Genomic DNA, 24,786 nt, shown 5'->3' on the forward strand with positions numbered 1-24,786 from the left:
TCCTTGCCGGGCCGCCTAGAATGGGCACGATCCACCGCCTCGCCTGGGGAAACCCGATGCCCCGCTCGACCTCGACCCCGACCCCGACGCGCCCTGTGAAGATCCCCCGGATTGATTGCTCGACGGACGACGCCCGGGAGGCGATCGCCGCCCTGCGGAAGAAGCTGAGCCCGAAGGGAGACGTCGTCAGTCCGAGGGGACGGGAGCGGACGATCGCCGTCTTCGGCCAGCCCCTGACGCCGCACCAGGTCGTCGATCGCATCTGCGCCGATGTCCGGGAGCGGGGCCTCGACGCGGTCCTCGACTACACCGAGAAGCTCGACGGCCGGAAACTCGACCGCTCCACCGTCACCGTCTCGGCCGAGGAGCTGGCCGACGCCTATCGCCAGGCCGATCGTTCGTATCTGAAGACCGTTCGCCGGGTGCGAGACAACATCCTGGCCTTCCAGTCCGGCATCCTGCTCCGGGATGCCACCATGAGGCCCGCTCCCGGGGTGGAGCTGACGCTTCGCTATCGGCCGATGCGGCGGGTGGGCATCTGCGTGCCGGGGGGAGCCGCGGCGTACCCGTCGAGCCTGCTGATGACGGTGGTGCCGGCGCAGGCGGCGGGGGTGCCGGAGATCGCCGTGGTCGTGCCGCCGACCGAGTTCGGCGGGTACAACACCGACCTGCTGGCCGCCTGCCACCTGCTGGGAGTGACCGAGGTTCACCGCGTCGGCGGCGCCCAGGCGGTGGCGGCCCTGGCCTTCGGGGTGGAGGGGATCCGGCCCGTCGACAAGATCGTCGGTCCGGGGAACCTGTTCGTCGCCCTGGCCAAGCAGAAGGTCTACGGCGAGGTGGATATCGACAGCATCGCCGGGCCGAGCGAGGTCGTCCTCGTGGCCGACTGGACCGCCGACCCCGAGTTCGTGGCCGCCGACCTGATGAGCCAGGCGGAGCACTCCCCCGGCTCGGGCATCCTGATCACCTGGGAGCCCGACTTGATCGACCGGGTGGCCGACGCCCTCGATCGGCAACTCTCCCGCCTGAGCCGGGGAGACCTGGCCCGGGACAGCCTGGAGCAGTTCGGCGCCCTGATCCTCGTCCGGGACGAGGACGAGGCCGTCGAACTGACGAACCTGTTCGCCCCCGAGCACCTGCACGTCTCCACCAGCGACGCCCACCGCCTGGCCGCCCGCCTGACCAACGCCGGCGCCATCTTCCTCGGCCACCTGACCCCCGTCGCCCTCGGCGACTACGCCGCCGGCCCCTCGCACGTCCTGCCCACCGGAGGGACGGCCCGATGGGCCTCCGGGCTGGCCTCGAACGACTTCCTCAAGCGGTCGAGCCTCATTCACGTCGACCGCCAGGGGCTGGAGCACCTCGCCCCGGACGTCCGCCTGCTGGCCGACAAGGAAGGGCTGACGGCGCACCGCTACAGCGTCGACGTCCGGCTGGCGGAGGATGGCGGCCTGGACCGTTGAGCCCCCGGTCGATTCCTCTCGCCTCGCGGGCCGGGTCGATCGGCGCGTATAATCGTGGCCCCAACGGCTCTCCTCGCCCCACCGACCCCGCCCGCGAAGCGATCGATCCCTTATGACCGCCACCATCCGACCCGCCCGGCCCGAGGACTCCGAGACGATCGCCGGGCTGATCCGGGAACTGGCCGATTACGAGCGCCTGCTGCACGAGGCCAAGGCCACCGGCGACGACATCCGCCGCGGCCTGTTCGGCCCCCGACCGTTCGCCGAGGCCCTCATCGCCGAGTGGGACGGCGTCTGCGTGGGCTTCGCCCTGTTCTTCCACAACTATTCGACCTTCCGGGGCCAGCCGGGGATGTACCTGGAGGACCTGTTCGTCCGCCCCTCGCACCGAGGCCGAGGGCTGGGCAAGGCCCTGCTCGCCTCCGTGGCCCGGCTGGCGGTCGAGCGGGGGTGCGGGAGGCTGGAGTGGTCGGTGCTGGACTGGAACGAGCCCTCCATCGGCTTCTACAAAGCCCTCGGCGCCCGGCCGATGGACGACTGGACCGTCTACCGGGTGGACGAGGAGCCGCTGCGACGGTTGGCCTCGTTCGCGACGGCCGGAGCGCCCGGCTGATGCCGGATGGCGGTGTCGGCGGTCGGCGGTCGGCGGTCGGCGGTCGGCGGTCGTCACTCGGTCGTCGGCCGGTTCCGATCGGGACCGGACGACGGGGCCTGCGAGCCCTCCGCTCCCGACGATCGCCCCGCCTCCTGCCGAGTCTCTCGCCGCTCGCCTTCCCCGAGTCTGCCCTGCCGACCGTCGACGCTGCCCACCGGCACCGGCCGTCCGCGATCCTTCCCGAGTCCTCGGCCCGATCGATCCCCTCGAGGCCCTTTCGATGAGCACGCCCGCATTCCTGCCGCACGTCGAGCGCATGGCCGGCTACGTCCCGGGCGAGCAGCCGAAAGACGCGGGGACGATCATCAAGCTGAACACGAATGAGAACCCCTATCCACCCTCGCCGAGCGTGGGCAAGGCGATCGCCCAGGCGCTGGGAGACGGCCGGCTCCGGCTCTACCCGGACCCCGCCGCGACGAACGTGCGGGAGGCGGTCGCTCGACGGCATGGCCAGGGGGTGACGCCGGAGATGGTGCTGGTGGGGAACGGGTCGGACGACTGCCTGACCATCGTGACTCGAGCGTTCGTCGGCCCGGGGGACGTGCTCTCGTACCCGACGCCCAGCTACATCCTGTACCGCACGCTGGCCGAGATCCAGGGAGCCCGCGCCGTCGAGGTGCCGTTCCGGGCCGACTGGACGATCGACCCGGCCGCCTTCGCCGCCGATCGGCCAAGGCTGGCCTTGCTGGCCAACCCGAACAGCCCGTCGGGCACGATGCTGCCGCCTTCGGCCGTGGGGGAGATCGCCCGGCGCCTGGATTGCCCCCTGGTGGTCGACGAGGCGTATGCCGACTTCGCCGGGGAGGACTGCATCGGCCTGGTGTCGGAGCTGCCCAACGTCATCGTCACGAGGACCTTGAGCAAGGGGCTCAGCCTGGCCGGCCTTCGGGTCGGCTACCTGATCGCCCGGCCGGAGGTGATCGCCGGCCTGAACAAGGTGAAGGACTCGTACAACTGCGACACCCTCAGCCTGCTCGGCGCCGAGGCCGCGCTGGACGACGAGGCGTACACCCGATCGATCCGAGATCGCGTGATCGCCACCCGATCCCGGATGATCGCGGCCGTCCGGGCGCTCGGTTATGAGGTGCCGGAGAGCCGGGGCAACTTCATCTGGTGCGCCGGAGGCCCGCCGGCCGAGTCGGTGTACGAGGCGCTCAAGGAGCGTCGGATTCTGGTTCGCCTGATGCGCTATCCCGGCCGGCCGCCGGGCCTGCGGATCACCGTCGGCACCGACGAGCAGGCGGACCGCCTGCTCTCGGCGCTGGGGGAGATCGTCGCCGGGCGTTGATCGAAACCGGGAGCGGGGCCTCAGAAATCCGAGTCGCTGATAACCTCGCCGTCGGCTCGGTGGCCGAGGAACTGGAAGACCCGGGGGGTGATGGTGCTCTTGATGAACCGGACGGAGCCGTCGCCGAAGGCGAAGTTCGCGCCGCCGGGGTGGTTGCTGCTGAAGTTCCCCACGTAGAGGGCGGCCGGCGGGATCGGGGCGTTGGGGTCGGTCGGCACGGGAGGGTCTTCCGAGGGATCGAGCCCGGCGTCGACGGCCGGGGGGATCCCCGGTCCGCCGGCGGCGTTCGGCGGACCTCCGGTGTTGCGGAGCGTCGCCCGGGTGCCGGAGGCCCAGCCGAGCGAAGGGGCCCCGGAACCCTTGTATTCGCCGATGAACAGGGTGTTCGACGAGCCGTCGGGGATGTCGTCGAACCGCAGCGCGCTGTTGAGGAAGAAGACGCCGTGGTTTGACTCGTCGATCGGCGCCTCGACGTCGTGATGCACGCCCGCGTAGCTCGACTGGCCGACGGTGCTCACGCCGATCCAGCCGTCGGACGGGCAGAGGAAGGTCGAGAAGCTGGCCGTGCGCACGGTCGTGTTGGCCGGGGCGTAGACGCCGGTGTCGAAGTTCAGCTTGTGGTACGCGTTCCGCTCGTCGATGAACGGCAGGATCTGGGTGATCCAGCCGTAGTGCTTGCCGATCTGGGCCGAGGCGATCGGCCCCGAACCGGGGTCGTCGACCACGCCGGGGGGCATCATCTCGTGGGCGGAGGCGTAGTTCTGCACCGCGAGGATGAGCTGCGTCAGGTTGTTCGAGCACTGGACCCGCCGGGCCGCCTCCCGAGCCGACTGCACGGCCGGCAGCAGCAGGGCGATCAGCACGCCGATGATGGCGATGACCACCAGCAGCTCGATCAGCGTGAATCCCGGGCGGGCCGGGAGGGATCGACTCCTCGTCATGAATCACCCCCATCGGTGCCGGCGGTCGGCCGGACCTGGAAGACTTTGCTCCGCCGGGCCCGGTGGGACGGGTCGCCGTCGGACGGATAATCGGCTCGGACTCGGACGGTCAGCGGCTGGTCGGCTCCGGGGTCCGTCTCCTCGACCTCGATCGTGACGGTCCCCTCCCGGCCGCCGAGGGCCTCGGGAGGGAGGGTCCACGTCTCGCCCTCGTAGGACGGATCGACGCGCAACTGGGCGGCGGCGCGTTCGAGCCCCGCCTCGACCAGCCAGAGGGCCTGCGACTCCCGCTCCAGGGCGAGCAGGTGCTCGGCACGGTCGGCCCCCAGGCGGATCAGCCCGGCGACCACAAGGACGATCACGCTCAGGCAGACCAGCGCCACCAGCGCGGCCCCGCCCTGGCGGTCGGTTCGGGACGACGACGGCCTCATGATGCCCCTCCCGAGAAGCGAAGATCGCGGCCGATCGTGGTCTCGATGCGGACGACCCGGCGGTTTCCCCCCTCCGCCTTTGGCCGTCTCGGCGCGTCGAGCACAAGTGAGACGCGATCGCCGTCCACCTCCCATCGGCTCAAGGTGCCGGGGAGGAGGCGGTAGCGGTCGACCCGATCCGGTTCGCCCTCTCCTCCCGCTCGGGTTCGGACCAGGTCGCTCCCGTCCGATCGGTAGGAGACTCGGCCGCCGTCGGGAGCGACGAGCGTCAGGCCGTCGGCCGGCCCTTGCCCGTCGCGATCGACCTCCGCCGCCGAGCGGACGTCGGCGCGCAGGTCGGCCGCCAGGCGGCCCTCGGCGACGGTGGCGGTCAGCTCGTCCCGGCCAGTGGACTCCAGCCTGAACACGAGGACCATGACGGTTCCAGTGGTGAGGAACAGCACGGAGCTGACCGCCATCGCGGCGAGGACCTCGATCAGCGACGCCGCCCCCCGGCGGCGATCGGATCGCCGCCTCCCTCGATTCCGGGCGATCATGGCGAGCCCTCCGTCTTCGAGGCGACCCACGTCGTCAGCCGGACCGGACGGGCGGGCTCTCCCGGCCGATCCTCGTAGCGGATGGTGACCGAGAGACGCTCCATCGCCGGGCCCTCGCCCTCTTCGGGCCGGCGGTCGATGACGACCTCGCCCCCGGGCAAGGACGTGGCGGCCTCGTCGGAGAGGGCGGGGGGGGCGGCCTCGGGATCGGCGAGGGAGAGGCGGTCGAGCAGGTTCTCGGCCTCCCGGAGGGCGACGGCGCGGCGCTCGGCGGCCCGGCGGTCCCGGGCGACCCAGGCCAGGGCTCGGACGGTGGTCGCCATCGCGGTCATCAGCAGGAGGACGGCGATCGTCGACTCGATCAGGCTGAACCCACGCCGGCCCGGCCCGGGGGGCCGGCGATGCGGAGGCGTTCGGTTCATCGGGACATCGCCTCGATCAAGGTGACGAGCGGCAGGAAAAACCCCACGGCCACGACCACGACCGGCATCGCCAGCAGGATGACCGCAACCGGCAAGAGGAACTGGCTCCAGACGATCAGGCGATGGCCGGCCCGGCGGTCGAGCCCGTCGGCCAGGTCCCCCAGCGCCCACGAGAGGTTCCCGGCGCGCTGGGAGGCGTCGAGGGCGAGGGCGTCGGCCCATCGGATCAGCCGGACGGAGGCCAGGGCCCGAGTCCATGCCTCGCCGCGGTCGACCCGGCCTCTCGCCTTCCGGACGCGACGGCGGACGGCCCCGCTGGAGGCCGCCCGGCCGATCCGATCCAGCGCCTCGGGGAGCGGGCGGCCCATCGCCACCTCTCCCGAGAGGGCGCGGAGGACCGTCGCCCCGTGCCGCTTGATCAGCAGACGGTCGATCGGCCCAATGCCCCACTCGATCGGGTCGAAGAAGGCCAGCAACAGCAAGGGCAGGCCGACCAGCTCCAGCAGGAAGGCCAGCGGGAAGAACACCCCGAGAATCGCCGCGTTTCCCCGGAAGTAGGCGAGCTGCGAGATCCTGGGCATCGGGACGCCGAAGTCGGCGAAGATCGCCTCGTACCTCGGGGCGATCGAGTAGAGCAGGAAGCCCAGGACCGCCTGCATGACCACCAGCGTCCAGCCGATGTAGACCAGCCGCATCGCCAGGCTCGACCGGAACGGACGCCACTCGGCCCGCCGTTGGATCAGGTCGCGGAGGGCCTTGCCGAGGCGGGGGCCGTCCCAGTCCATCCGGAGGAAGACCAGCCCCGCCTTTGGGAAGGAGCCGGGCACCCGGGCGAACGCCTCGGCCGTCGGTGTGCCGCGCTGCAACAGGCGGACGACCGCCCTTGCCTTCGGCCGCATCGAGCCGCCGCAGAGCGCCCCGCAGGCGTCGATGCCCGCCTCCAGCGGCAGGCCGCGCTCGACGGCATTGGCCACGATCCAGAGCATCGGGTCCGATCGAACCGAGCCCCCCCGGATCAGCAGCGCCAGCCCGCCGGCGATCGCCGAGAGGACCAGCACCACGAACACGATCAGCGCGAACGCCGGCCCGGCCACCATCGCCACCCGGCCGACCACCGCCAGCACGGCGATGGCGATCATCGCGTGGGCCAGGCCGAAGCTCCGGGCCGAGGGCAGCGGGCGCGGGGGGCCGTACGAAGAGGACGGCCCGGAAGGGGGGCCGTCATTCCGGTCGTCGTCCGTCTCGGTCGATTGGCTCACGGTATCACCAGAGAACAGAGGGACCCCCGCCCGAGAGCTCGGCGAGGAGCTTGAGAATGGGCAGGAGCAGGCCCAGGACCATCAGGACGATCCCGATCACCACGATCATCACCACCGACGTCGAGAGGAACAGTCCGATGAGCGCCGCCTGGGTCCGCGCCCGGCTGGCGAACGCCTCGGCCGCCAGGCGGAAGGTGTCGGGCAGGGCCTGGTGCGTCTCGGCCCAGGAGAGCAGGCGGTCGAACCCGGCGGGGAAAAGCCGGTAGGAGCGGCAGGCCTCGGAGAGCGGCTGGCCGTTGCTGACCTCGAGCGCCGCGCCGTCGCAGGCGGCGATCAGATCGGGATCGCGCACCCCTCGAGACGCCAACGTCAGCGCCTCCGGGGCCGACAGGCGGCACTCGATCAGCAGCGCCATCAGGCTGGAGAACTCCGCCAGGGCCGCGTTCCGCCAGAGCGCTCCGAACAGCGGGATCCCGCTGGCCACCCGACGTCGGGCCTTCCGCGTCACCCCTCTCGAGAGGAGCCAGAGGCCCCCGCTCGCTAGGAGGATGAACACCGGCGCCGGCCAAATCGCCCGAGAGACGAATTGAGACACGTTGAGCAGGCCGAAGGTGAGGCTGGAAAGCTCCACTCCGAACGAGGAGTAGATCTCTTGGAAGCCCTCGGTCACCAGCGCGCTGAAGATCTGGAAAATCAGGACGAAGAGGCAGATCAGGAGCGTCGGGTACGCCAGGCGGAGCAGAACCTGCCAGCTCAGCTCGGCGCCGATGCGCTCGAAGTGAGCGGCCTCGGCCAGGACCTCCGCCAGCCTCCCCGATCGCTCGGCGGCCCGGACGATCCCGACGAGGTGCTCGGGGACGTCGCGCTCCGCCGCGATGGCCTTCCCGAGCGAGTCTCCCGCCTCGACGCGGTCGGCCACTCGGGCCAGCGCCGATCGGACCCGGGCCGAGCCGACCTCCTCCCCGAGGACGCGGAGCCCCTCGGGCAGCGCGAGGCCGGCGCCCGCCAGGCCGCCGACGAGTCGGGAGAACTCGGCGGCCTCCGCGTCGTTCATCGGGCCAGGGCCGGGGCCAGGAGGCGGCGGGCCGGCCGGGTCGGGAGCGTCCTGGGACGGGGCGGTCATCGGTCAGGCTCCGGAATCGTCGGCGATCGTCCGGCGAGGGTTCGGTCCGTCCGAGGGGCTCAGGAGGCGACCCCCCGGAGCAGCTCGGCGAAGGGGGCGAAGAGGGTCATCCCGTAGAGCAGCACCGCCGTTCCGCCGATGAGGGCGACCAGGGCGGTCGGGCCGAAGAGTCGGATCAGCTCGGCCTGGAGGAGGGCCCGCTCGTGATAGGTGCGGGCGGCCAGCCGGAGGGCGCCCGGCAGGTCTCGGTGCGAGGCCCCGCTGACGACCAGCCAGCGGAGCAGGGGGGGGAGGCCGGGGCTCGATTCCGGAGCGAGGGCCGATCGCAGGTCCTCTCCCCGGGAGGTGGCCTCGGCGGCGCGGGCGACGGCCTCCCGCAAGCGGTCGTCTCCCACGGCCCGAGCAGCCAGTCGCAGGGCATCGGGCAGCGGCACTCGATTCTCGACCAGCAGGGCGAGCAGCTCCGCGAGCAGGCCGCTTCGGGAGAGGCGCAACAGCGTCCGAGTTCCCGGCATCCAGCCGAGCGTTGGGCTCAGACCACCGAGCGCCGAGGCCCGGCCCGATCGGACCCAGGCCGCCGCCGCCAGGATCAGCACGATCAGGCCGGCCGGCCCCCAGGCCCAGGCCCACTCCCCGGCCCGAGCCAGCCGGCTCGCGATGCCGGCCGGCACCCCGAGCGCGTCGTAAGCCGAGGCGATCCGGGGGGCCAGCAGCACGACCATCGCCACGATCAGGCCGTAGGCCAGCAGCGCCACCAGCGCCGGATAGATCAGCGCCAGGCCGATCGTCGTTCTCAGGTCGGCCAGCCTCCGGGCGAAGGTCGTCATCCCCTCCAGCGCCGCCGGCAGGCGCCCGGCCCGGATTCCGGCCGCGACCACCGCCCGGTACAGCTCGGGAATCGACTCCCCCTCCGCCTCCAGCGCCTCCTCCAGCGAGCAGCCGGTTTGCTCCATCCTCCGGCCGATCGTCCCCGCCACTCGGCCGAGCCTCCCCTTCAGGTCTCCCCTCGCCCCGATCAGGCCGCGCTCCAGCGGCCCGCCGGCCCTCACCAGCGCCGCGATCTCCTCGTTCAGGGCGATCAGCTCGTCGAGCGTGACCCGCTCCGACCCGCCTCGTCCCTCTCGCTCGACCCCGCTGGCCATTGTCGGCGATCCTCCCGATCCGGGCCTGTCGTCGCGTCGGGAGGATTCTATGACAGTTGTCAAAGGATGTCCAGGGCGTGGCGATCGGGATTCTCGACGGCGAGGCGGGAGGGGGGGAACTGCGGATCGGAAGATGCGTTGATCGGAAGGGCACGCGGCCCGGGGCCCGAGCTGGCCCCGGCCAATTCGTCGAGGCCAGGGCCGCCGCCTGGGAGGATCCGACTGCCGTCAGTCGCCCGACGACAGCGCGTTCGCCCCCGATCCGCCCTGCCGAGCAACCCCCAGGACCCGACGGATCTCTGCCGGGCTGGTCGTTCCGTCGGAGGCGGCCGAGAGCGCCCGCTCCCAGAGCGGGACCATGCCGGCCGAGACGGCGGCGGACTCGATCCGGTCCACATCCGCCCGGGAGAGCACGGCGCGGGCGACCGCACCCCGTCCCGGGACGAGCAGCTCCGCCAGCGGGGAGCGGCCGAGATAGCCGGTGCCCCGGCAGGAGTCGCACCCGACCGGGGCCCGGCCGGAGGAGATCGGCAGGCCGAGCCGGGCGGGGTCGTCGGCAGCGGAGGAGGAGAGCGGCCGGGCGCAGGAGTCGCAGAGGAGGCGGACCAGCCGCTGGGAGAGGATGGCTCGGAGGCCGCTGCGGAGCAGGTACGGCTCGATCCCCATGTCGGAGAGCCTCCCCACGGCTCCGGCTGCGGATCCCGAGTGGAAGGTGGTCAGCACGAGGTGGCCGGTCAGCGCGGCCTGGAAGGCGACCTCGGCGGTGGAGGGGTCTCGGATCTCGCCGACGGCGATCACCTCGGGGTCCTGGCGCAGCAGGGAGCGCAGGCCCGAGTCGAGCGCGAAGCCGGCCTGCGGGTTCACCTGGGCCTGGACGACTCCCGGGACGGCCGCCTCGATCGGGTCCTCGAGCGAGGCGATGCAGCGGTGGCCCCCCGAGGAGGCGGCCAGGGCCCGGAGGCAGGCGTAAAGCGTAGTCGTCTTGCCGCTGCCGGCCGGGCCGGAGAGGACGATCAGGCCCGAGGTTTCCTCCAGCGCGAGCCGGAGGCCGGCGAGCACGTCGGGAGCCAGGCCGAGCTCGTCGAGATCGAGCAGGCGGCCGGACTCGGCGAAGAGGCGGACGACGGCGCGCTCGCCGTGCAGGGTGGGAAAGGTGCTCACCCGGGTTTCGGGCCGTCCGGGCTCGGCCCGGATGCGCCCTTCCTGGGGGATGTCGGTGCGGTAGGTGAGCAGCTCGGCCAGCACCTTGAGCCGGGCCACCACGTTCGGCGCCATCGAGGCCGGCAGCACGGCGAGCGGCTGGAGCACGCCGTCGATCCGGACCTGGGCGACCAAGCCCTCGGGAGTCGGCTGGAGGTGCAGGTCGCTGGCCCCGGCCCGGCGGGAGGCGGCCAGCAGCAGGTCGACCGCCTCCGTCGCGAATCGCGGGGAGGCGGGATCGAGCGCCGAGAGCTGCCGGGCCGGGTCGGGAGGCGATCCGTCTCCGGTGGCGATCGGGGAGGCCATCAGCCGTGGGCGTGCGATTCGGGAGACGCCGGGGCCGATGCGGCGAGCCGGGCCTCCAGGGCCTCGACTCGGGCCGACAGCGCCGCGACCTTCGCGGCCAGCGCGGCCGATTCCTCGGCTCGGGCCAGGCCGAGCCGTTGCGTGACCTGTTCGACGCGCTGATCGATCTCGGCCCTCAGTTCCTCCTGGGCGGCGGCGGCGCGCTTCTCCAGCTCGGCCTGGAACTTGGCGGCCTCGGCCTCGGTCAGCTCGGCCTGGCGGGAGACCTCCTTGGCCAGCTCCTCGATCTTGTCTCGGGTCATCGAGGCGAGGCCGACGCCCGTGTACAGCGCCTTCTTCACGAGTTCGAACATCGGTTCGTCCTTTCGCGATTCGGTTCGGTGCGGCGATTCGGTTCGGTGCGGCGGTCGGTGCCCGGTGTATCGCCCTGGGTTCTCTGGACGGGAACTTGATCGTACTCACGCCGCCGCTGGGACGCTACCGCTGTGGTCCCGGCGGACCTGACTCGGTGGCCTGTGGCCGTGGCGACCGATCAGCCATCGCTCGTTGTACAGGCGCTTGAACTCGCCCAACGCCTCGACCAGCTCGGCCACCGTGGCGAAGCTCCGGACCCACAGCAGCTGCTCCTTCAGCGTGCGGATGAATCGCTCGGCACACCCGTTCCCCTCGGGCTCCCGCACGAAGCTCGGTGAGCTGACCATCCCCAGGAAGGACAGCTCCCGCTGGAAGTCGTCGCTCAGGTAATTGCTGCCATGATCATGACGGATGGCCAGCCCCTCTGCGACGCCGGCACCGAAGTCGCCGAAGTGCTCTCGCACGCCCTGGCGCAACGGCTCCAGGGCCTCGAAGCGGTTGCCGCCCTTGGCGGCGTGCAGGCCGACGCATTCGCAGGTGCAGTGATCGACCGCCACGAAGACGTGCACCGTGCCCTCGCCGGTGGTGACGGTCGTGGTCATGTCCGTGCCCCACATCGTGTCCGGCTCCTCGGTGGTGATGGTGCCGTCATGGGCCTTCGGGCCGTGGGCGTTGCCACCCCGGCGGGGGGCCTGGAGGCGATGCTCCCGCATCAGCCGCCGGACCCGCTCGGCCGCCGTGCGGATGCCCTGATGCCGCAGCCGGGCCCACACCTTGCGGTAGCCCTCGCCGGTGAACGGGCTCTCGGACAGGACCCGGCGGATGTGGCCGACCAGCTCCTCGTCGGTGGCCGCCCCGACGGGGCCCCGCTTCCTGGGGGCCGGTCGCTGCTCCGGTGGGACGGCCTCCCGGGCCTTGAGGTAATAGGCGGTGGAGCGGGCCAGGCCGAAGATGCGACAGACCCGCTGCATCCCATACCGCTTGCCGGTGCCGGGGGAGGCGGAGCGGCTCAGCTGCTCCGCCTCCTCGACGCAAAAGGGCGGCCGCCCTCCGCCTGCCGGCACCTCAGGCCGAGCAGCTCGTTGTCCATCGTCAGCTGCCCGACCTTGGCCTGGAGGCGGGCGATCACCTCGTCCCGGTCGTCGGCCGGGCGGCTCTTGAGGGCCGCCCGGCCGCCGTCGAGGAACGCCTCCCGCCAGGAGGACAGCGTGGCGGCGGTGACGCCCAGCTCCCGGGAGAGGGTGTCGAGGTCCTCGCCCCGGAGCAGGCGGACGACGGCCTCGGTCTTCCGCCCGACCGAGAAGCGGCCACGACCGGGCGACTCAGGTGTACTGCGATTCTTGGTCATCTCGGGCACTCCTTCCAGGACCATTATGGCCCATGAGAGTGTCCAGAGAAAATCTCAGGCGAAGGACCCGGTCAGTCCGCGATCGCCTCGTAGGTGATCCTGAAAGGGTGTACGAAAAGCTAGATCGGCCCTAGAATTCCCCTATGAAACGCAATCGCTATCCTTCCGATCTGACCAACGCCCAGTGGAAGCGGCTCAGGGACCTGCTCCCGCCAGCCAGACCCGGTGGGCGACCCCGATCGGTCGATCTGCGGGAGGTCATCAACAGCATCCGCTACATCGTTCGGGGCGGTTGCTCCTGGCGGATGATGCCCCACGACCTGCCCCCCTGGAGCATCTGCTACGACTACTTCCGCAAGTGGCGCGACGACGGCCTCTGGCGGCGGATCAACGACACCCTGCGGGATCAGGTCCGCCGCAGGGCCGGGCGGAAGCGCAGCCCCAGCATAACGATCATCGACACCCAGAGCACCAAGACGACCGAGCAGGGCGGCCCGCGGGGCAAGGACCCGCACAAGATGGTCTCCGGTCGGAAGCGGCACCTGCTCGTCGACACGATGGGGCTGATCCTGGCCGTGGTGGTCCACGCCGCCGACGTCCAGGACCGGGACGGGGCCCGGTCGGTCCTGGCGAGGATCAAGGGGGGCTTCCCCCGGCTGAGGAAGATCCTGGCCGACGCCATCGACAACGGCGGGATTGCCGAGTGGGCGAAGCAGTTCGGCGGCTGGGTGTTGGAGGTCGTCCCCAAGCCGGAGCGGAAGAAGGGCGAGCCGTTCAAGGTGGCGAAGTGGCGTTGGATCGTTGAGCGGACGTTCGCCTGGCTGGGGCCGTATCGGCGGCTGAGCAAGGACTACGAGCGCCGGCCGGAGTCCAGTGCAGCGATGAACTACATCGCCATGATCGGTTTGATGCTCGGACGTCTGGAACCCAAGTAGCATTGGCTTTTCGTACACCCTTTCAGGTTCGTCCACGGCTTCATGGTCCGGGCCACCGAAGCATTGGAGACCACATGGGAAGCCGTCCCTGACACGCAATCACGGTCGGAGACGGTCGTGACCGTGCGGCCATGACCTACTGCCTCTCCTGGACCCTTCCCTTGTCGGTCAACGCGGCCGGCCGATTAAGGCTAGCAGTGAGTCGAAATCGACCGGCTTGACGAGGTGGTGGTCGAACCCGGCCTCCCGGGACCTGCGGATGTCCTCCTCCAAGCTGTAGCCGGAGACGAGGAGGGCGTCCCGACTGCCGATGGTGCCCCACTCGAGGATGTATTCGGAATTGTAGGAGCCTGAAGCAGTGGTCGCGGAGGGTGCGGACACCTCGGCGGTGAACCGGGCAACGAAGTTGCTAACCTGCACGGCGGCCAGCATTGTTGAGAGTCAATAGGAATCGGAAGAAACGACCTCGCCGCCGTTTCGGGTGCCGAGGGCCTGCCAGATCCCGGCTGGAGGGGGAGGGATAGGCGAACCGTTGGGGCCGACCGGGATTCCGAGTTCTAGATCCAAATTCCAGGAATTGACCGATTCCTTGACGAAGCGAACGGAACCGTCGGCCATCAGAACGTTCAACCCGCTCGGGTGGAGGCTTGAGGGTCCCGAGAGCCAGGCATCGACATTGGTGGCCCGAACGGGCAACCTTTTGAATGCGTTCGGAGGATAGAAGTTCGTGGCCATCGTGTCGTCAGTAATCCCCGAGAACCACCACCCCGTCAGGGAGTAGAAGCTCGGGCGTGTGCCGCGAGCGACGTCTTGGGGCTTGAACGCCGTTATCGACCGCTCGACCACCATCGCTGTCGTAGACAGTCCGTCCGTAATGGAACCTGGCGTGATGGGAGCCGTCTCGGTAATGCACCCGTTAGCAGCGGCTAGGCGGACCGGCTCGATTCGGCACCCCAAGGCCGGGTCCGGGTAAGCCTCCCAACTGTCGGACCCCCGCACGGCACAATAGCTGGTCGAAGCCAGCATCATCGCCTCGCCGCTGTTGCCGTTGAACCCGTCGGCGTAGACCGAATGGCCGGGCCGGAGGCCCAACGCGTCGGTGTCGTCAGGGCACACGTAGGTGTTAACCGAGACGGAGCACACTGTGCGATTCTCACGGGCATAGATTGACAAATCATGGTTAATGGCATTGTAGAGGGGGGCGTGTTCAATGTGCGGAAGCAGGGCTCCGAGGAAGCTCTTGTCGGGGATCCAGGAGGCACAGGGGAGGCCCGGGACCTGGCGAGAGGGGTCGCTCCAATAGGAGCGGCCCATGGGGAGGCACCCCGCGGCCCCCTGATACGCATGGACGGCGATGCCGAGTTGTTTCAGGTTGTTCGTGCATTGGGCACGCCTGGCGGCTTCACGTGCCGCTTGGACTGCCGGGAGGAGCAGGGCGATGAGGATGCCGATGATGACGACGACGACGAGTGCCTCAATGAGTGTGAAGCCATGCTCCCAACGGTTGCCGTGTCGCACCTTCATGGCCATCCCCCTGTTCTTGATGGTGACTTAGGCCATCGCTCGCCTTGCCCTCGCCCGGCCCGCAGCCAACTTCAAGGCGAGTCCCACGACAAGCCCCAACACGCCAAGTCCGACGAGCCAAGGGATCAGTCCGAAGCGACGCACGGGCGGCGTCGCGGCGATGTCGGGGAGGTCGTAGAACTCCATCGAGAATTCGTCCCTTGGGGTGGGGTCGAAAGTGACGGAGCGGAACTCGCAGACCTCCGACTTGAGATTGGGGTCGGTGAACTTGACGAGCTTGGGCGTCGGGATGCCGCCACGGCCGGGGTCGTACTCCACCTCGATTTTCGTCGTCCGCGTGGCACCGGGGGGCTGGCCGGCCAGATTCTCGTACGACCGGATGACCCACGAATTCGGGTCGAGGACGAGCCAGGTCTTGTCCGGGGCCTCTTTCGTACCGCTCTCGAAATAGACCTTGAGCAGCGTTTCCCCGCCCATGGACACCTCTTCCGCGGTCACGTTCCGAACATCCCCGGGCTTGACGAGGTCAATCAGAGGAGTCCAGTAGATGGAGTGCGGTGCGTTGATGTACTTTCCAAATTGAAAATTGAAAGTGCGTTGATTCTCGCTCGCTGGGCCGAGCCAGAACACTCGGTAGGGGGCTTTGGTGTTCTCGCGACGCAATCCGAACCCGGAGTCAGGTCCGAGGCAGTATACCATAGAGCCTGACCGGCCCTTCGCGTTCGGATCCGCGAAGAACTCGACTTTGCGGAAACCGTGATCAAACGCGAATATTGCCGGGCTCATTCGCTTGGAGGTGACGTCGGTGATCCGGCATTCCCCCTTGATTTGGGAGTAACGCTCCTGGATACGTCGGGCCGCTTCGGGATATTCCCGAAGGAAACGGTCGGCTTCTGCCTGCCCCGCCTGCACGGCGACCGGGCAAACCACCGCTACGAGGACAAATGTTGGAGCAAGCCTCATGATGCACCCCCGGGCCGTTGAATTCCCCCGAGCATGTTCGTGGGTCGCCGGTCTGCCCGTCCGGACATCCCGGCGACCCACTTTTGCGTCAAGGCAATACGGGTAGGCAGGTGCAGCTGTATTCGTGCCCGCCGCCCGCCACCGGGACGGATGAGGCCGAGCAACCGCAGCTAGCGGGGCAGCCGCCCGTACAGCGGAAGCTCCCATCGGGGTTGACCCGAACCGGGTAGCAGTCCTCGTCATCGCAGACGGGAGCCGGCTGCGTTCCCGCGTAAGCGGGCGAGACGAGGGCGATGGCCAGGACAAGGACCGAGAAGACGGTGACGGTCCTCGACGCAAGGCGGAGAACGAGTTCCATTCCGACTCCTCTCAGACGGAGGGCCAATCGAAACCGGGCCGGGCGACGAAGCCCGGCCACGCCTCAATCGAGCCGGGTTAAGTGAGTAGCCGGCTCGGCTGTGACCTTGGCTGTAAATTTTAGTTCTATTTGACGCAAATACATGTCGTCGAGAAAAACCTTCAATTCTCCGGTGTAGTTTCGACCCGCCTGCACCGGAATTGGGCTGTACTCCAGCTCGATGACCTCAGCCCGTGCATGGGGCAGGACGGTAGGCATCCTGCGGAGAGTCGTACAGGAGCATGGAGCCTGAGACCCGACCACGTTCACCGGACGGCCTGTGAGGTTCGTCAACCTGTAGCGAATTAACCGCCTCTCGCCAACAGGCATGGAACCCAGAGCGTAGGCGTTGCTCTCGATGAGCACACGCTCCCCACGTACGAACGACAAAGCATTGCCGACGGAGCCGAATCGGTAGGCGGCAACGCTCGCCATGGTCGCCATGCTCAATAAGGCGAGGATAGCTGTCCCGATGACGTTGCAAAGCCAACGGAACTGCCTCGGCGAATCGCTCATATTGATAGCCTCCGAGACGGCCACCGGCTTGTATGGCTTACTGAGGGGTGCGCAAAGAACGTCAAGTTTTGGAGCCAGCCTCGCCAGCAATTCCTGGAAGAAGCTGGCCGGAGAACTTGATCTCCTTTGCGCACCGATCAGTAAATCACCATGGACGCCGACAGCCAATCGCAATACATGCACGCCGACCCCTCGCTTGTCAACAAAAAAATCGCCTGGCTGATCGGTACAACCCTTGTTTAGCCAGCCGAGACGCAGGGCCCATATAAATATATATTCTAATATATGATTGAAATGTGATTTTTCTGGGAGATTGATGGCGAAGCTCAATGAGCCGGCTTGGAGCCGTGTGGGCCAGGTCTGGACAGGCTTCACCGCCCCCATGGTGCGTTTCCCGGCCTTGGCAGGCGGACTCTCCTTGTCGAAAAGGAGGAGTTGGACGAGGCGGCGGCTACCCACTGGGCCTCGAAGTCATCAGGTCTGGGGCTCCGTGATGGCTTGGCCGATGAGGCGATCGACGGCGGCCTTGTTCAGGGACCGCCAGTCAACTTTGTGGAAGGAACCGTCCGGGGCTCGGTCGAAGGTGGCCAGGTTGAACTGTTCCTTGAACTGGGTCGGTCACCGAGCTGGGCCCGGTCGCGGTAGTGCTCGACCCAGAGGATCGTGTCGGGTCCAGGCGGAAGTCCCGGCAGACCTGGGTGGCCAGGGACTCGGCGGCGTTGATGATGCTGGAGCTGGCGTTGTCCTCGGCCTCTGAGAATCTCCTCGTTCAGACCGCCGGCCTGCGAGGGATACGACTGGGTGAACACGATGCCCACCAGCTCATGTTCCGGGTCGACCCAGAAGTACGTGGCGAAGAAGCCCCCCCAGGAATACGACCCGGCGGCCCAGGGAAGGTCGCTGTTCTCCTTGACGACGCCGAAGCCGAAGCCGAAGCCCTGGCCGTGGCCCCAGTTGGGCACGCCGAGGGCGCCGACCTGGTCGGTCGTCATCGCCTCGACCGTCTCGGGGCGGAGCAGGCGGACGCCGTCGAGCTCCCCCTCGTTCAGGGTCATCTGGAGGAAGCGGGCATAGTCGCCGAGCGTGGAGACGAGCCCGGCGCCCCCGGAATAGAACGAGCCATCGTCCCAGGTCGGGTACGAAGCGGAGTAGACCAGCGGGCCATGCTGCTCGGGGTGCCCGTCGAGCGGCTGCAAGCCGCCCCCCTCGGCCGGTTCGTAGACGGCGGCCAGGCGGTCGCGCTTCTCCTCGGGGAGCACGAAGGAGGTGTCGACCATCCCCAGCGGCTCGAAGATGCGCGTGCGGAAGAACTCGTCGAGCGTCTGGCCCGAGGCGACCTCGACGACCCGGCCGAGCACGTCGGTCGCCAGGCTGTATTGCCAGGCGGTGCCGGGCTCGAACGCCAGGGGGACCTGCGCGATCCGCCAGGTGTTGTCGCCGATGGTGCCGCTCGTCTCGGACAGCCCGTCCGAGACGCCGGCCCTCACATACAGGTCGACCAGATGCGGCGTGTTGGCGAATCGGTAAGAGAGCCCCGAGGTGTGGGTCAGCAGGTGCCGGATCGTGATCTCCCCCTCGGCCGGGACGATCTCGAAGGCGGGGGAGCCTTCCGGGGCGTCGGGCCGGGGCTTGAGGATCGTCGGGTGCGCGAACTCGGGCAGGTACTTCGAGAGCGGGTCGTCCAGCGCGATCGTCCCCTCGTCCACCAGGATGAGCACCGCCGTCGAGGTGATCGGCTTGGTCATCGAGGCGATCCGGACGATCGTGTCGATCGCCATCGGCCTGCCGGCCTCCCGATCCGCCATGCCGACGGCGACCTGATAGGCCACCTTCCCTCGCCGAGCGATCAGTGCCGAGCCGCCGGCGATCTTGCCCTCGTCGACCCGAGATCGAAGAGCCGACTCAATCGCCGAGAGCCGATCGGGATCGAAGCCGAGTTGCTTCGCATCGCCGGAGGGAAGGCCGTCGGCGGCCGACGTTGGGGCCGTCAGGCTGATCGTCGCGAGCAGGGCAATCAGCGCGCATTGCCTCGTCATGGTCGCTCCCCGGAGAGTCAGGCGGGCCGGGCCCTGGCTCGATCGATCTCGGACCAGGGAGGAATCCGAACGCGCTCATTGTCCCATCTCACTGCCGAAGAAGCGAGGGCGCGCCGGGAGGGAGGGAGGGAGGAAGACCTCGGACCCAGCCGAGGAGGCGCCGAGGAGATCGGAGCGCGGGGAGGGTCCTGGGGGAAGGGACCGGCCCGGCGGTGCCGCCCGGGCGGACCCGATCGACCTGGCGTGCAATCGGGAGGAGACGCCCGTAGAATGCCGCGCGACGGTCCGATCCACCCGAGGAACGCCCCGCGATGCCTTCCGTAGACGATCCGACTCCCCTCCCCCCGACCCCCGCCGATCTCTCCTTCGGCGGCTTCTGGGAGCTGCTCGGGATGGTCCCGATCCCCCCCGCTCGCCCGGACGGGCCCGGCCGGGTGATGCTCCGGGTGGGGGAGCATCACCTCAGGAGCCTCGGCCTGATGCACGGCGGCGTCGCCGCGGCCATGCTCGACTCCTTCACCGGGAGAGCCGCCTCGGCCTCGTCGCCGCCGGGGCACCACGTCGTGACCATTCAACTGAACGTTCACTTCGTCCGAGCCGCCCGAGTCGGCGACGTGCTCATCGCTGACGGCGAGGTCCAGCACGCCGGCCGCCGCACCGCCGTCGTCCGAGGCGAGCTGCGCACCGAGGACGGCCGGCTTATCGCCACCGCCTCCGGGACCTTCATGCACCTGCCCATCGGGCCGATGGCCGGCCCGGACGTCGCTCGGGAGCAAGGGGCCGAGGCGTGAGGGGCCGAGCCCCGGGGCGGGGGGCGATCGGGGACCGCGAGGGGCCGGAACGATCGGCCCTCGACCGGTCCGAGCCCGATCCGCTCCCGGTCGGCCCGGGATCAGACCTCCAGCCCCACCGCCCTCATCAGCGCCAAGGCGTTGCTCTTCCGCACGACCCCCGGCCGCATGACGTAGTCGAACCGGATCTCGCCGTTTTCGAGGTGGTCTTCGAAGTGCACGTTCTCGGCCGGGTGGCCGAGGCTGGCGACGATCTCCGCCAGGGCCAGGTCATGCGTGGTGACCAGCCCGATCGCCCCCCGATCGAGCAGCCCCTTGATGACCCCCTCGGCGCCGGAGCGGCGGTCGTGCGAGTTGGTGCCGTGGAGGATCTCATCGAGCAAAAAGAGCAGGGGAGGGGGCGAGGAGGCCAGGTCGACGAGCGTTCGGAGCCGGGTGATTTCGGCGTAGAACCGGGAACGGCCGGCCTGGAGCGAGTCTTGCACGCGGAGCGTCGCCCCGAGCTGCAAGGGGGAGAGCCGCATCGACGCCGCCCGCACCGGGGCGCCGGCCAGGGCGAGCACGACGTTGACCCCGAGCGATCGCATCAGCGTGCTCTTGCCCGACATGTTCGAGCCGCTGACCAGCAGCACTCGCGGGCCGTCGGGGCCGCCCAGCGCCAGGTCGTTGCGCACCACACGGTCGCTCGGAATCAGCGGGTGCCCGAGCGATCGGGCCTGGACGATCGGTCCCTCCTCCTCGGGAAGGATCTCCGGGAACGGGTCGTTCGGGCATTCGAAGGCGTAAGAGGCGAGGGCGCAGAGCGCCTCGAACTGGCCGACGGCGTCGAGCCAGCGCTCGATCGATCGGCCCGATCGGGCTCGCCAGCGCTCAATCGCCAGTGCGAGGTGCGTGGTCCAGAGCGTCAGGAAGGCGATCGGGGCGAACAACTGGTTGCGCCGGAACTCGAGGAGCGTCGCCAGCCGGGCCAGCCGGGCGATCTCCCTCGAGGGGGGCTCGCCGTCGACTCCGCTGGTTGCTCGGATGGTGCGAAGCCGGGGAGCGGAGAAGGGCTCCTGCTCGATCCGCTCCAGCAGCGAGGAGAGGAGGCGCAGCTCGTCGGCCCGCTCGTCGATCGCGCCGATGGTCCGGCCGAGGTCGAGGCGGACGAGGCGGCCGAGGATGAGCGTGGCGACGATGCTCCCGAACAGCGGCAAGCCGCCGAGTCCTCCGATCCAGGAGGCCAGGGCGGCCAGGTTCAACGTCGCCAGCCCTCCGACGACGAGGGGCCAGCCCGCCCAACGGAACCCCGGCGGCTGTTCTCCCCAGGCGATCAGGGCGGCCGGGTGCAGCCCGCGCTCGACGTCGTCCCCCAGCAGGGCGATGTCCTCCCGGAGATCGAGCCGGTCCTTCAGCTCCGCGATCGCCTCCTGCCTCGCCCGGATCTCCGCCGGGTCGGCCGGTCGGAGGAGCCAGTGGGCCAGCGTGGCCTTGCCGGCCCCGGTGCGGGCGGTGCAGAGCCGCTCGAAGAGGGAGCCGGTGCCGAAGAGGTCGAGGTCGGCGTCGAACGGGTGGTCGGGCGTCAGGAACCGCTCTCCCGAGTCTCCCCGGCCGGGCCAGCGGTCGCCGAGCCGGTCCAGTCCCGCCTCGTAGAAGGCGACCCGGCGCTCCACCCGGCGCCGACGCCGGCCAATCGCGTCGTAAGCGATCACCAGGCCGACGAACGCCGCCGCCGGCGCCAAGAGCCACCAGGCCGACACCCATCCCGGCCCCAACGCCACGACCGCCAGCACCAGCGCGATCGCCGACACCCCCAGGCGGGCATCGGCGATCGCCCGGTGCCGGGAGGCCAGCCGGGACGCCTCCGCCTGCCGGGCGTCGCGTCGATGCTCGTATTCGGCCTGAGGGCCCCGCGGGGCGGCGGCGGGAGCGGAGGCGGGGCGTTCGATCAACGGACTGGCTCCCTTCGATCTGCCCGGAAGGCGAAGCCCGGCCCGATCGCCGCACGCTGCCCCGGCACGAGGATGCTCCGACCCCGGACACGATGGGCTTCCCGGGGCCTCCCTCCAATCATACCAGGAGCCGTCCCCGGCAGGGATGACCGGTCCCCCGCCGGCCCTCGGCTCGGAGTCAGCGAACCATCGGATAGAAGCGCGCCAGCACCTCGGTCGGTACCCCGGCCGCCGCCGCCGCGGTGAGGCCCCAGTTGCGGAGCGACTGCCCGAGCAGCCCGTGCCGCCGCCACCGCCGGGGAGAGACGTGGATCCGGCTCGGAAGCAGCGCGATCCTCCCCAATCTCCTGAGCCTCAAAGCCAGGAAGACGTCCTCCATCAGCGGGACCTCGGGGAACCCTCCGATCCGGTCGAACACCGGCCGGGGGACGAAGATCCCCTGATCGCCGTACGGCAGGCCAATCAGCCCGGCGCGGAGGTGGGCCGCCGCGTCGATCGCCCGAAACCCCGCCTCCGGGCCGTCCACCCGCATCCGGAAGCAGCCGCCGGGGACCTTCGGGCATCGGGAGACGAACCGTCTCAGGCAGGCGATCCCCCCGGGGTCGAGCCGGCAATCGGCGTGCAGGAATAGGAGCACGTCCCCCGAGGTCGCCGCCGCCCCCCGGTTCTGCTGGATCCCTCTGCCCCGAGGGCTCGACACCACCCGGACCCCGGCCGACCGGGCGAGGTCGGCCGTGCCGTCCGGGCTGTCGGCGTCGGCCACCACCACCTCGTCGGCCCCCTGGGCCGCCAGGTGCTCCAGGCAGGAGCGGATCTCCCCGGCTTCCTGGAGCGTCGGGATCACCACCGAAACCGAGACGCTCTCCGGGGCCGGCATCAGCGGTGCAACTCGTACAGATCCCGGGGAGAATCATGCAGGACCTGCCGGAGCAGGTCGGGCAGGTCCTCCTCCCTCGCGAAACCGGCCTCCACGTGCTTGGCCAGGGCCGACGCGATCGCCCGCTTGACCACCTGGAGCTTGCCGTAGGCCCATTCCACCGAGTAGGAGTCGCTCAGGAAGCCGCAGAACTTGGTCATCGGCACGATCTGCGATCGCATACCGAAGTGCCGTTCGATGATCGCGGGGAAGAACGTGTGCCACCAGTAGCCCGACGTGTACACGTTCGGGAACTGCCGGGCCAGCACGCAGACCTCCTGCGCGAGCACGTCGGAGGCCATCATCAGGTCGAACCGGGCGTTGCCGAACCGGTGGAAGGCTCGGGCCATCTCGCTGGTCCAGTTCGGCTGGAAGCGCGGGATCGACTTGCCGTCGCAGATGAAATACTCGGCCCCGACGGCGATCTGCACCGCCTTCCGGTGCTCGTGGTGCCACTCCAGGAGCGTCCAGGTGACGAGGTTCACCAGGGCGTCGAGCTCCGCTTCGGAGGGCTGCCGGCCGGCGGCCTCCTGCGCCAGCGCCGAGCTTGCGCGCGACTCGTCCGGCTCCCGGAAGCGCTGCTCGATCGGGATGAACGTGTTGGTGAACCGGACGGGGCCGGTCACGGTCCGGTCGAGCCAGTCGCGGAGCAGCCGCTTGAGGTGCTCGGTCGTCGAGGGACGGTCGCCGAGGACCTGGACGAGGGCGTCGACGTAGGCGTTCCTGGTCGTCCGGCCGGTGAAGAACGGCTCCAGGTCGGTGGCGACGCCGGGGCAGAACAGGTAGTGGGCGTCGAGCATGAACAGGGCATCGGGAGCCACCGAGCTGCTCGCCTCTCCCCGGTTCCCCAGGCTCGTGACGAAGGTCTGGATGTGGCAGCGGTCCCGCAGTACGTGGGAGGGCCAGCCGGGGTCGGCCCCCTTGGCGGCCACTCGGTCGAGCAGGTCCTTGTAGTTCGACTCGGTGACGGCCGGCTCGGCGAACTCGTAAAGGTCCCAGAGGATCCGGTCAACGCACCACGACATCGCCGTGTTGCGCATCCGGGCCAGGTAGGGGATCATCCTCCGGATCCGCTCGTCGACCGGCAGGGCCGGGTCGAGGTCGTCCTTCGGCATGCCGACGGCGATCAACTCGGTCTGCACCCAGTGGTAGCCGAGCAGGGCGGCCAGATCCGGGGCCGAGGGCCGGTCGCAATGAATGTGCGTATGGGGGTCGATGATCGGTGTCGCGTCGATCAGGCGCTCGATCGACTGCGCCAGGCCGGGCATGGTCGTGAACATGGGGGTGCGCCCCTGGGGACGCCTCGAAATCGGCGGCGGGGGAGGAGGCCGGCGAGCATTTTCCGGGGCCGCCGCCGCCGTGTCAACGAACCCTCCTCTCGCCCCGAATTGCGCGGTCGGCGATGCCCTGGGTCGCCCGATCTGGTAGAATGCTGATGGCATCGCCCGCGATCCGCCACGGACCCGGACCCCATGGCCGCCGAACCGGGAGCGATTATGCGGCGAGACATCGACGAGGCCCTCCGGGGCTGGCCCTACGACCCCGAGATCGACGAGGTCGAGGCCCGGGAAGTCCGGGCCCGAGACGGCCGGACGGTTGTCCAGGTCCGCATCGATCTGGGGATCCTCCAAATGGAGCTCGATGGCCGACCCGACGGCGCCTGCCCGCGCGGTTTCACCACCTACCTCGACTACCTCCGACATCGGTCCCGGATCCGTCGCCGGCGCCGCAACGCTCCGGTCGACTCCGGCCCCTCGGCCTGGACCATGTCTGCCGAGCAGTGCTCCGAGGCCGACCGCGAGCTGGTCCAGTTCTACCACCGCCGCGTGGCGATGCTGGCCCTGCAGCACTACGACCGGGCGTTGCGCGACGCGGACCATAGCCTCTCGCTCATGGACTTCATCGCCGACTTCGGCCCGACGCCCGACTACGTCGACCGCCACGAGCGGCTCCGAGGCGGCATCCTCTTCGACCGCACCCAGGCCGCCGCGGCGATGGCCCTGGAACGCTCCCGCCCCGAGGAGGCCATCGACGCCATCCGAGAGGGGATCGATCGCCTCGAGCGCCACTGCCGAGAGCAGTCTCCCGCCGAGGACCTCGGCCGAACCGAGTTCCTGGCCGGATCGGAGGAGTTGGAGTCGTCCGACCTGGCCTTCGTCGAGCGCCTGCGGCGCCTCGAAGCCGAGGTCCGGCACCACTTCGAGGTTCCCAAGACCCTCAAGGAGCAGCTCGACGAGGCCGTCGAGCACGAGGACTACGAGACGGCCGCCCGCCTCCGGGACCAGATCCGCTCCCGGGCCGGCGACTGA

At 69.6% G+C, this 24,786-nt stretch carries 24 protein-coding genes; 6 read left to right on the forward strand and 18 right to left on the reverse strand.

What is annotated here, in order from left to right:
- Positions 1–56: 56 nt before the first annotated feature.
- From hisD to hisC, 3 genes are all read left to right on the forward strand, one after another.
- Positions 57–1,463 (forward strand): histidinol dehydrogenase, encoded by a 1,407-nt coding sequence (gene hisD / locus TsocGM_RS08975; RefSeq protein ID WP_126724975.1) that lies wholly within the window; start codon positions 57–59, stop codon positions 1,461–1,463.
- Positions 1,464–1,575: 112 nt separating this feature from the next.
- Positions 1,576–2,076 carry a GNAT family N-acetyltransferase gene (locus TsocGM_RS08980; RefSeq protein WP_126724976.1) on the forward strand — a complete coding sequence of 167 codons (501 nt, stop codon included), beginning with the start codon at positions 1,576–1,578 and terminating at the stop codon, positions 2,074–2,076.
- A gap of 262 nt (positions 2,077–2,338) precedes the next feature.
- Positions 2,339–3,406, forward strand: coding sequence for a histidinol-phosphate transaminase (gene hisC, locus TsocGM_RS08985; protein ID WP_126724977.1), 1,068 nt, complete (start codon positions 2,339–2,341; stop codon positions 3,404–3,406).
- A gap of 20 nt (positions 3,407–3,426) precedes the next feature.
- Here hisC and TsocGM_RS08990 read toward each other — a convergent pair whose 3' ends face one another.
- From TsocGM_RS08990 to TsocGM_RS09035, 10 genes are all read right to left on the reverse strand, one after another.
- On the reverse strand, positions 3,427–4,347 hold the full coding sequence (locus tag TsocGM_RS08990) for a DUF1559 family PulG-like putative transporter (protein ID WP_126724978.1): 921 nt from the start codon (positions 4,345–4,347) through the stop codon (positions 3,427–3,429).
- Positions 4,344–4,778 carry a hypothetical protein gene (locus tag TsocGM_RS08995; RefSeq protein WP_126724979.1) on the reverse strand — a complete coding sequence of 145 codons (435 nt, stop codon included), beginning with the start codon at positions 4,776–4,778 and terminating at the stop codon, positions 4,344–4,346. Before TsocGM_RS08995 ends, TsocGM_RS08990 begins: the two co-directional genes overlap by 4 nt.
- Positions 4,775–5,314 carry a PulJ/GspJ family protein gene (locus tag TsocGM_RS09000; RefSeq protein ID WP_126724980.1) on the reverse strand — a complete coding sequence of 180 codons (540 nt, stop codon included), beginning with the start codon at positions 5,312–5,314 and terminating at the stop codon, positions 4,775–4,777. Before TsocGM_RS09000 ends, TsocGM_RS08995 begins: the two co-directional genes overlap by 4 nt.
- The gene (locus tag TsocGM_RS25935) at positions 5,311–5,736 is read right to left on the reverse strand and encodes a hypothetical protein (protein WP_158633449.1); all 426 of its coding nucleotides are present in this window, start codon (positions 5,734–5,736) and stop codon (positions 5,311–5,313) included. Before TsocGM_RS25935 ends, TsocGM_RS09000 begins: the two co-directional genes overlap by 4 nt.
- A complete protein-coding gene (locus TsocGM_RS09010) occupies positions 5,733–6,995 on the reverse strand; it encodes a type II secretion system F family protein (RefSeq protein ID WP_126724981.1) in 1,263 nt (420 codons plus the stop codon). The genes TsocGM_RS25935 and TsocGM_RS09010 overlap by 4 nt, the downstream gene beginning before the upstream one ends.
- A 4-nt stretch (positions 6,996–6,999) precedes the next feature.
- On the reverse strand, positions 7,000–8,118 hold the full coding sequence (locus tag TsocGM_RS09015; protein WP_126724982.1) for a type II secretion system F family protein: 1,119 nt from the start codon (positions 8,116–8,118) through the stop codon (positions 7,000–7,002).
- Between the two features lie 59 nt (positions 8,119–8,177).
- Positions 8,178–9,260 (reverse strand): type II secretion system F family protein, encoded by a 1,083-nt coding sequence (locus tag TsocGM_RS09020; protein ID WP_126724983.1) that lies wholly within the window; start codon positions 9,258–9,260, stop codon positions 8,178–8,180.
- A gap of 228 nt (positions 9,261–9,488) precedes the next feature.
- The gene (locus tag TsocGM_RS09025; RefSeq protein ID WP_126724984.1) at positions 9,489–10,766 is read right to left on the reverse strand and encodes a GspE/PulE family protein; all 1,278 of its coding nucleotides are present in this window, start codon (positions 10,764–10,766) and stop codon (positions 9,489–9,491) included.
- Positions 10,766–11,119 carry a phasin family protein gene (locus TsocGM_RS09030; RefSeq protein WP_126724985.1) on the reverse strand — a complete coding sequence of 118 codons (354 nt, stop codon included), beginning with the start codon at positions 11,117–11,119 and terminating at the stop codon, positions 10,766–10,768. The genes TsocGM_RS09025 and TsocGM_RS09030 overlap by 1 nt, the downstream gene beginning before the upstream one ends.
- A 105-nt stretch (positions 11,120–11,224) precedes the next feature.
- Positions 11,225–12,477, reverse strand: a protein-coding gene (locus TsocGM_RS09035) for an IS3 family transposase (RefSeq protein WP_391731980.1) whose coding sequence is annotated in 2 segments (ribosomal slippage) — positions 11,225–12,150 and positions 12,150–12,477 — 1,254 coding nt in all. Because the reading frame shifts where the segments join, the coding sequence is not laid out codon by codon here.
- A gap of 134 nt (positions 12,478–12,611) precedes the next feature.
- Between TsocGM_RS09035 and TsocGM_RS09040 the strand changes: the two genes are divergently transcribed.
- Complete coding sequence (locus TsocGM_RS09040) at positions 12,612–13,403, forward strand: IS5 family transposase (protein ID WP_126724987.1); 792 nt, start codon at positions 12,612–12,614, stop codon at positions 13,401–13,403.
- Between the two features lie 168 nt (positions 13,404–13,571).
- Here TsocGM_RS09040 and TsocGM_RS09045 read toward each other — a convergent pair whose 3' ends face one another.
- The 5 genes from TsocGM_RS09045 to TsocGM_RS09065 all read right to left on the reverse strand — a co-directional run bounded on the left by TsocGM_RS09045 (position 13,572) and on the right by TsocGM_RS09065 (position 18,839).
- Positions 13,572–13,835 (reverse strand): response regulator, encoded by a 264-nt coding sequence (locus TsocGM_RS09045; protein ID WP_126724988.1) that lies wholly within the window; start codon positions 13,833–13,835, stop codon positions 13,572–13,574.
- Positions 13,836–13,844: 9 nt separating this feature from the next.
- Positions 13,845–14,933 (reverse strand): DUF1559 family PulG-like putative transporter, encoded by a 1,089-nt coding sequence (locus tag TsocGM_RS09050; protein WP_126724989.1) that lies wholly within the window; start codon positions 14,931–14,933, stop codon positions 13,845–13,847.
- 21 nt (positions 14,934–14,954) lie between these two features.
- The gene (locus tag TsocGM_RS09055) at positions 14,955–15,890 is read right to left on the reverse strand and encodes a hypothetical protein (RefSeq protein WP_126724990.1); all 936 of its coding nucleotides are present in this window, start codon (positions 15,888–15,890) and stop codon (positions 14,955–14,957) included.
- 421 nt (positions 15,891–16,311) lie between these two features.
- A complete protein-coding gene (locus TsocGM_RS09060; protein ID WP_148114871.1) occupies positions 16,312–17,133 on the reverse strand; it encodes a hypothetical protein in 822 nt (273 codons plus the stop codon).
- A gap of 200 nt (positions 17,134–17,333) precedes the next feature.
- The gene (locus tag TsocGM_RS09065) at positions 17,334–18,839 is read right to left on the reverse strand and encodes a serine hydrolase domain-containing protein (RefSeq protein ID WP_126724992.1); all 1,506 of its coding nucleotides are present in this window, start codon (positions 18,837–18,839) and stop codon (positions 17,334–17,336) included.
- A gap of 311 nt (positions 18,840–19,150) precedes the next feature.
- Here TsocGM_RS09065 and TsocGM_RS09070 point away from each other — a divergent pair, with 311 nt between their 5' ends.
- Complete coding sequence (locus tag TsocGM_RS09070) at positions 19,151–19,630, forward strand: PaaI family thioesterase (protein ID WP_126724993.1); 480 nt, start codon at positions 19,151–19,153, stop codon at positions 19,628–19,630.
- A 101-nt stretch (positions 19,631–19,731) separates the two neighbouring features.
- On the opposite strand, the gene TsocGM_RS09075 is transcribed toward TsocGM_RS09070, so the two are convergent.
- The 3 genes from TsocGM_RS09075 to TsocGM_RS09085 form a co-directional block, all read right to left on the reverse strand.
- Positions 19,732–21,561 carry a MutS-related protein gene (locus TsocGM_RS09075; RefSeq protein WP_233578649.1) on the reverse strand — a complete coding sequence of 610 codons (1,830 nt, stop codon included), beginning with the start codon at positions 21,559–21,561 and terminating at the stop codon, positions 19,732–19,734.
- A gap of 178 nt (positions 21,562–21,739) precedes the next feature.
- Positions 21,740–22,438, reverse strand: coding sequence for a TIGR04283 family arsenosugar biosynthesis glycosyltransferase (locus TsocGM_RS09080; protein WP_126724994.1), 699 nt, complete (start codon positions 22,436–22,438; stop codon positions 21,740–21,742).
- Positions 22,438–23,757 (reverse strand): hypothetical protein, encoded by a 1,320-nt coding sequence (locus TsocGM_RS09085; protein ID WP_126724995.1) that lies wholly within the window; start codon positions 23,755–23,757, stop codon positions 22,438–22,440. Before TsocGM_RS09085 ends, TsocGM_RS09080 begins: the two co-directional genes overlap by 1 nt.
- Positions 23,758–23,949: 192 nt before the next feature.
- Here TsocGM_RS09085 and TsocGM_RS09090 point away from each other — a divergent pair, with 192 nt between their 5' ends.
- Positions 23,950–24,786 (forward strand): UvrB/UvrC motif-containing protein, encoded by an 837-nt coding sequence (locus TsocGM_RS09090; protein ID WP_233578655.1) that lies wholly within the window; start codon positions 23,950–23,952, stop codon positions 24,784–24,786.

This window comes from Tautonia sociabilis (assembly GCF_003977685.1).
Lineage (GTDB): Bacteria > Planctomycetota > Planctomycetia > Isosphaerales > Isosphaeraceae > Tautonia > Tautonia sociabilis.

Bases quoted from the DNA above. Each gene is read 5' to 3' on its own strand.
- TsocGM_RS09045 (WP_126724988.1), bottom strand. From the start codon at position 13,835: ATGCTGGCCGCCGTGCAGGTTAGCAACTTCGTTGCCCGGTTCACCGCC.
- TsocGM_RS09080 (WP_126724994.1), bottom strand. From the start codon at position 22,438: ATGCCGGCCCCGGAGAGCGTCTCGGTTTCGGTGGTGATCCCGACGCTC.
- TsocGM_RS09085 (WP_126724995.1), bottom strand. From the start codon at position 23,757: ATGTTCACGACCATGCCCGGCCTGGCGCAGTCGATCGAGCGCCTGATC.
- TsocGM_RS09070 (WP_126724993.1), top strand. From the start codon at position 19,151: ATGCCTTCCGTAGACGATCCGACTCCCCTCCCCCCGACCCCCGCCGAT.
- hisD (WP_126724975.1), top strand. From the start codon at position 57: ATGCCCCGCTCGACCTCGACCCCGACCCCGACGCGCCCTGTGAAGATC.
- TsocGM_RS09000 (WP_126724980.1), bottom strand. From the start codon at position 5,314: ATGATCGCCCGGAATCGAGGGAGGCGGCGATCCGATCGCCGCCGGGGG.
- TsocGM_RS08990 (WP_126724978.1), bottom strand. From the start codon at position 4,347: ATGACGAGGAGTCGATCCCTCCCGGCCCGCCCGGGATTCACGCTGATC.
- TsocGM_RS09055 (WP_126724990.1), bottom strand. From the start codon at position 15,890: ATGAGGCTTGCTCCAACATTTGTCCTCGTAGCGGTGGTTTGCCCGGTC.
- TsocGM_RS09030 (WP_126724985.1), bottom strand. From the start codon at position 11,119: ATGTTCGAACTCGTGAAGAAGGCGCTGTACACGGGCGTCGGCCTCGCC.
- TsocGM_RS09020 (WP_126724983.1), bottom strand. From the start codon at position 9,260: ATGGCCAGCGGGGTCGAGCGAGAGGGACGAGGCGGGTCGGAGCGGGTC.
- TsocGM_RS09025 (WP_126724984.1), bottom strand. From the start codon at position 10,766: ATGGCCTCCCCGATCGCCACCGGAGACGGATCGCCTCCCGACCCGGCC.
- TsocGM_RS09050 (WP_126724989.1), bottom strand. From the start codon at position 14,933: ATGGCCATGAAGGTGCGACACGGCAACCGTTGGGAGCATGGCTTCACA.
- TsocGM_RS08980 (WP_126724976.1), top strand. From the start codon at position 1,576: ATGACCGCCACCATCCGACCCGCCCGGCCCGAGGACTCCGAGACGATC.
- TsocGM_RS25935 (WP_158633449.1), bottom strand. From the start codon at position 5,736: ATGAACCGAACGCCTCCGCATCGCCGGCCCCCCGGGCCGGGCCGGCGT.
- TsocGM_RS09015 (WP_126724982.1), bottom strand. From the start codon at position 8,118: ATGACCGCCCCGTCCCAGGACGCTCCCGACCCGGCCGGCCCGCCGCCT.
- TsocGM_RS09065 (WP_126724992.1), bottom strand. From the start codon at position 18,839: ATGACGAGGCAATGCGCGCTGATTGCCCTGCTCGCGACGATCAGCCTG.
- TsocGM_RS09040 (WP_126724987.1), top strand. From the start codon at position 12,612: ATGAAACGCAATCGCTATCCTTCCGATCTGACCAACGCCCAGTGGAAG.
- hisC (WP_126724977.1), top strand. From the start codon at position 2,339: ATGAGCACGCCCGCATTCCTGCCGCACGTCGAGCGCATGGCCGGCTAC.
- TsocGM_RS08995 (WP_126724979.1), bottom strand. From the start codon at position 4,778: ATGAGGCCGTCGTCGTCCCGAACCGACCGCCAGGGCGGGGCCGCGCTG.
- TsocGM_RS09090 (WP_233578655.1), top strand. From the start codon at position 23,950: ATGGCCGCCGAACCGGGAGCGATTATGCGGCGAGACATCGACGAGGCC.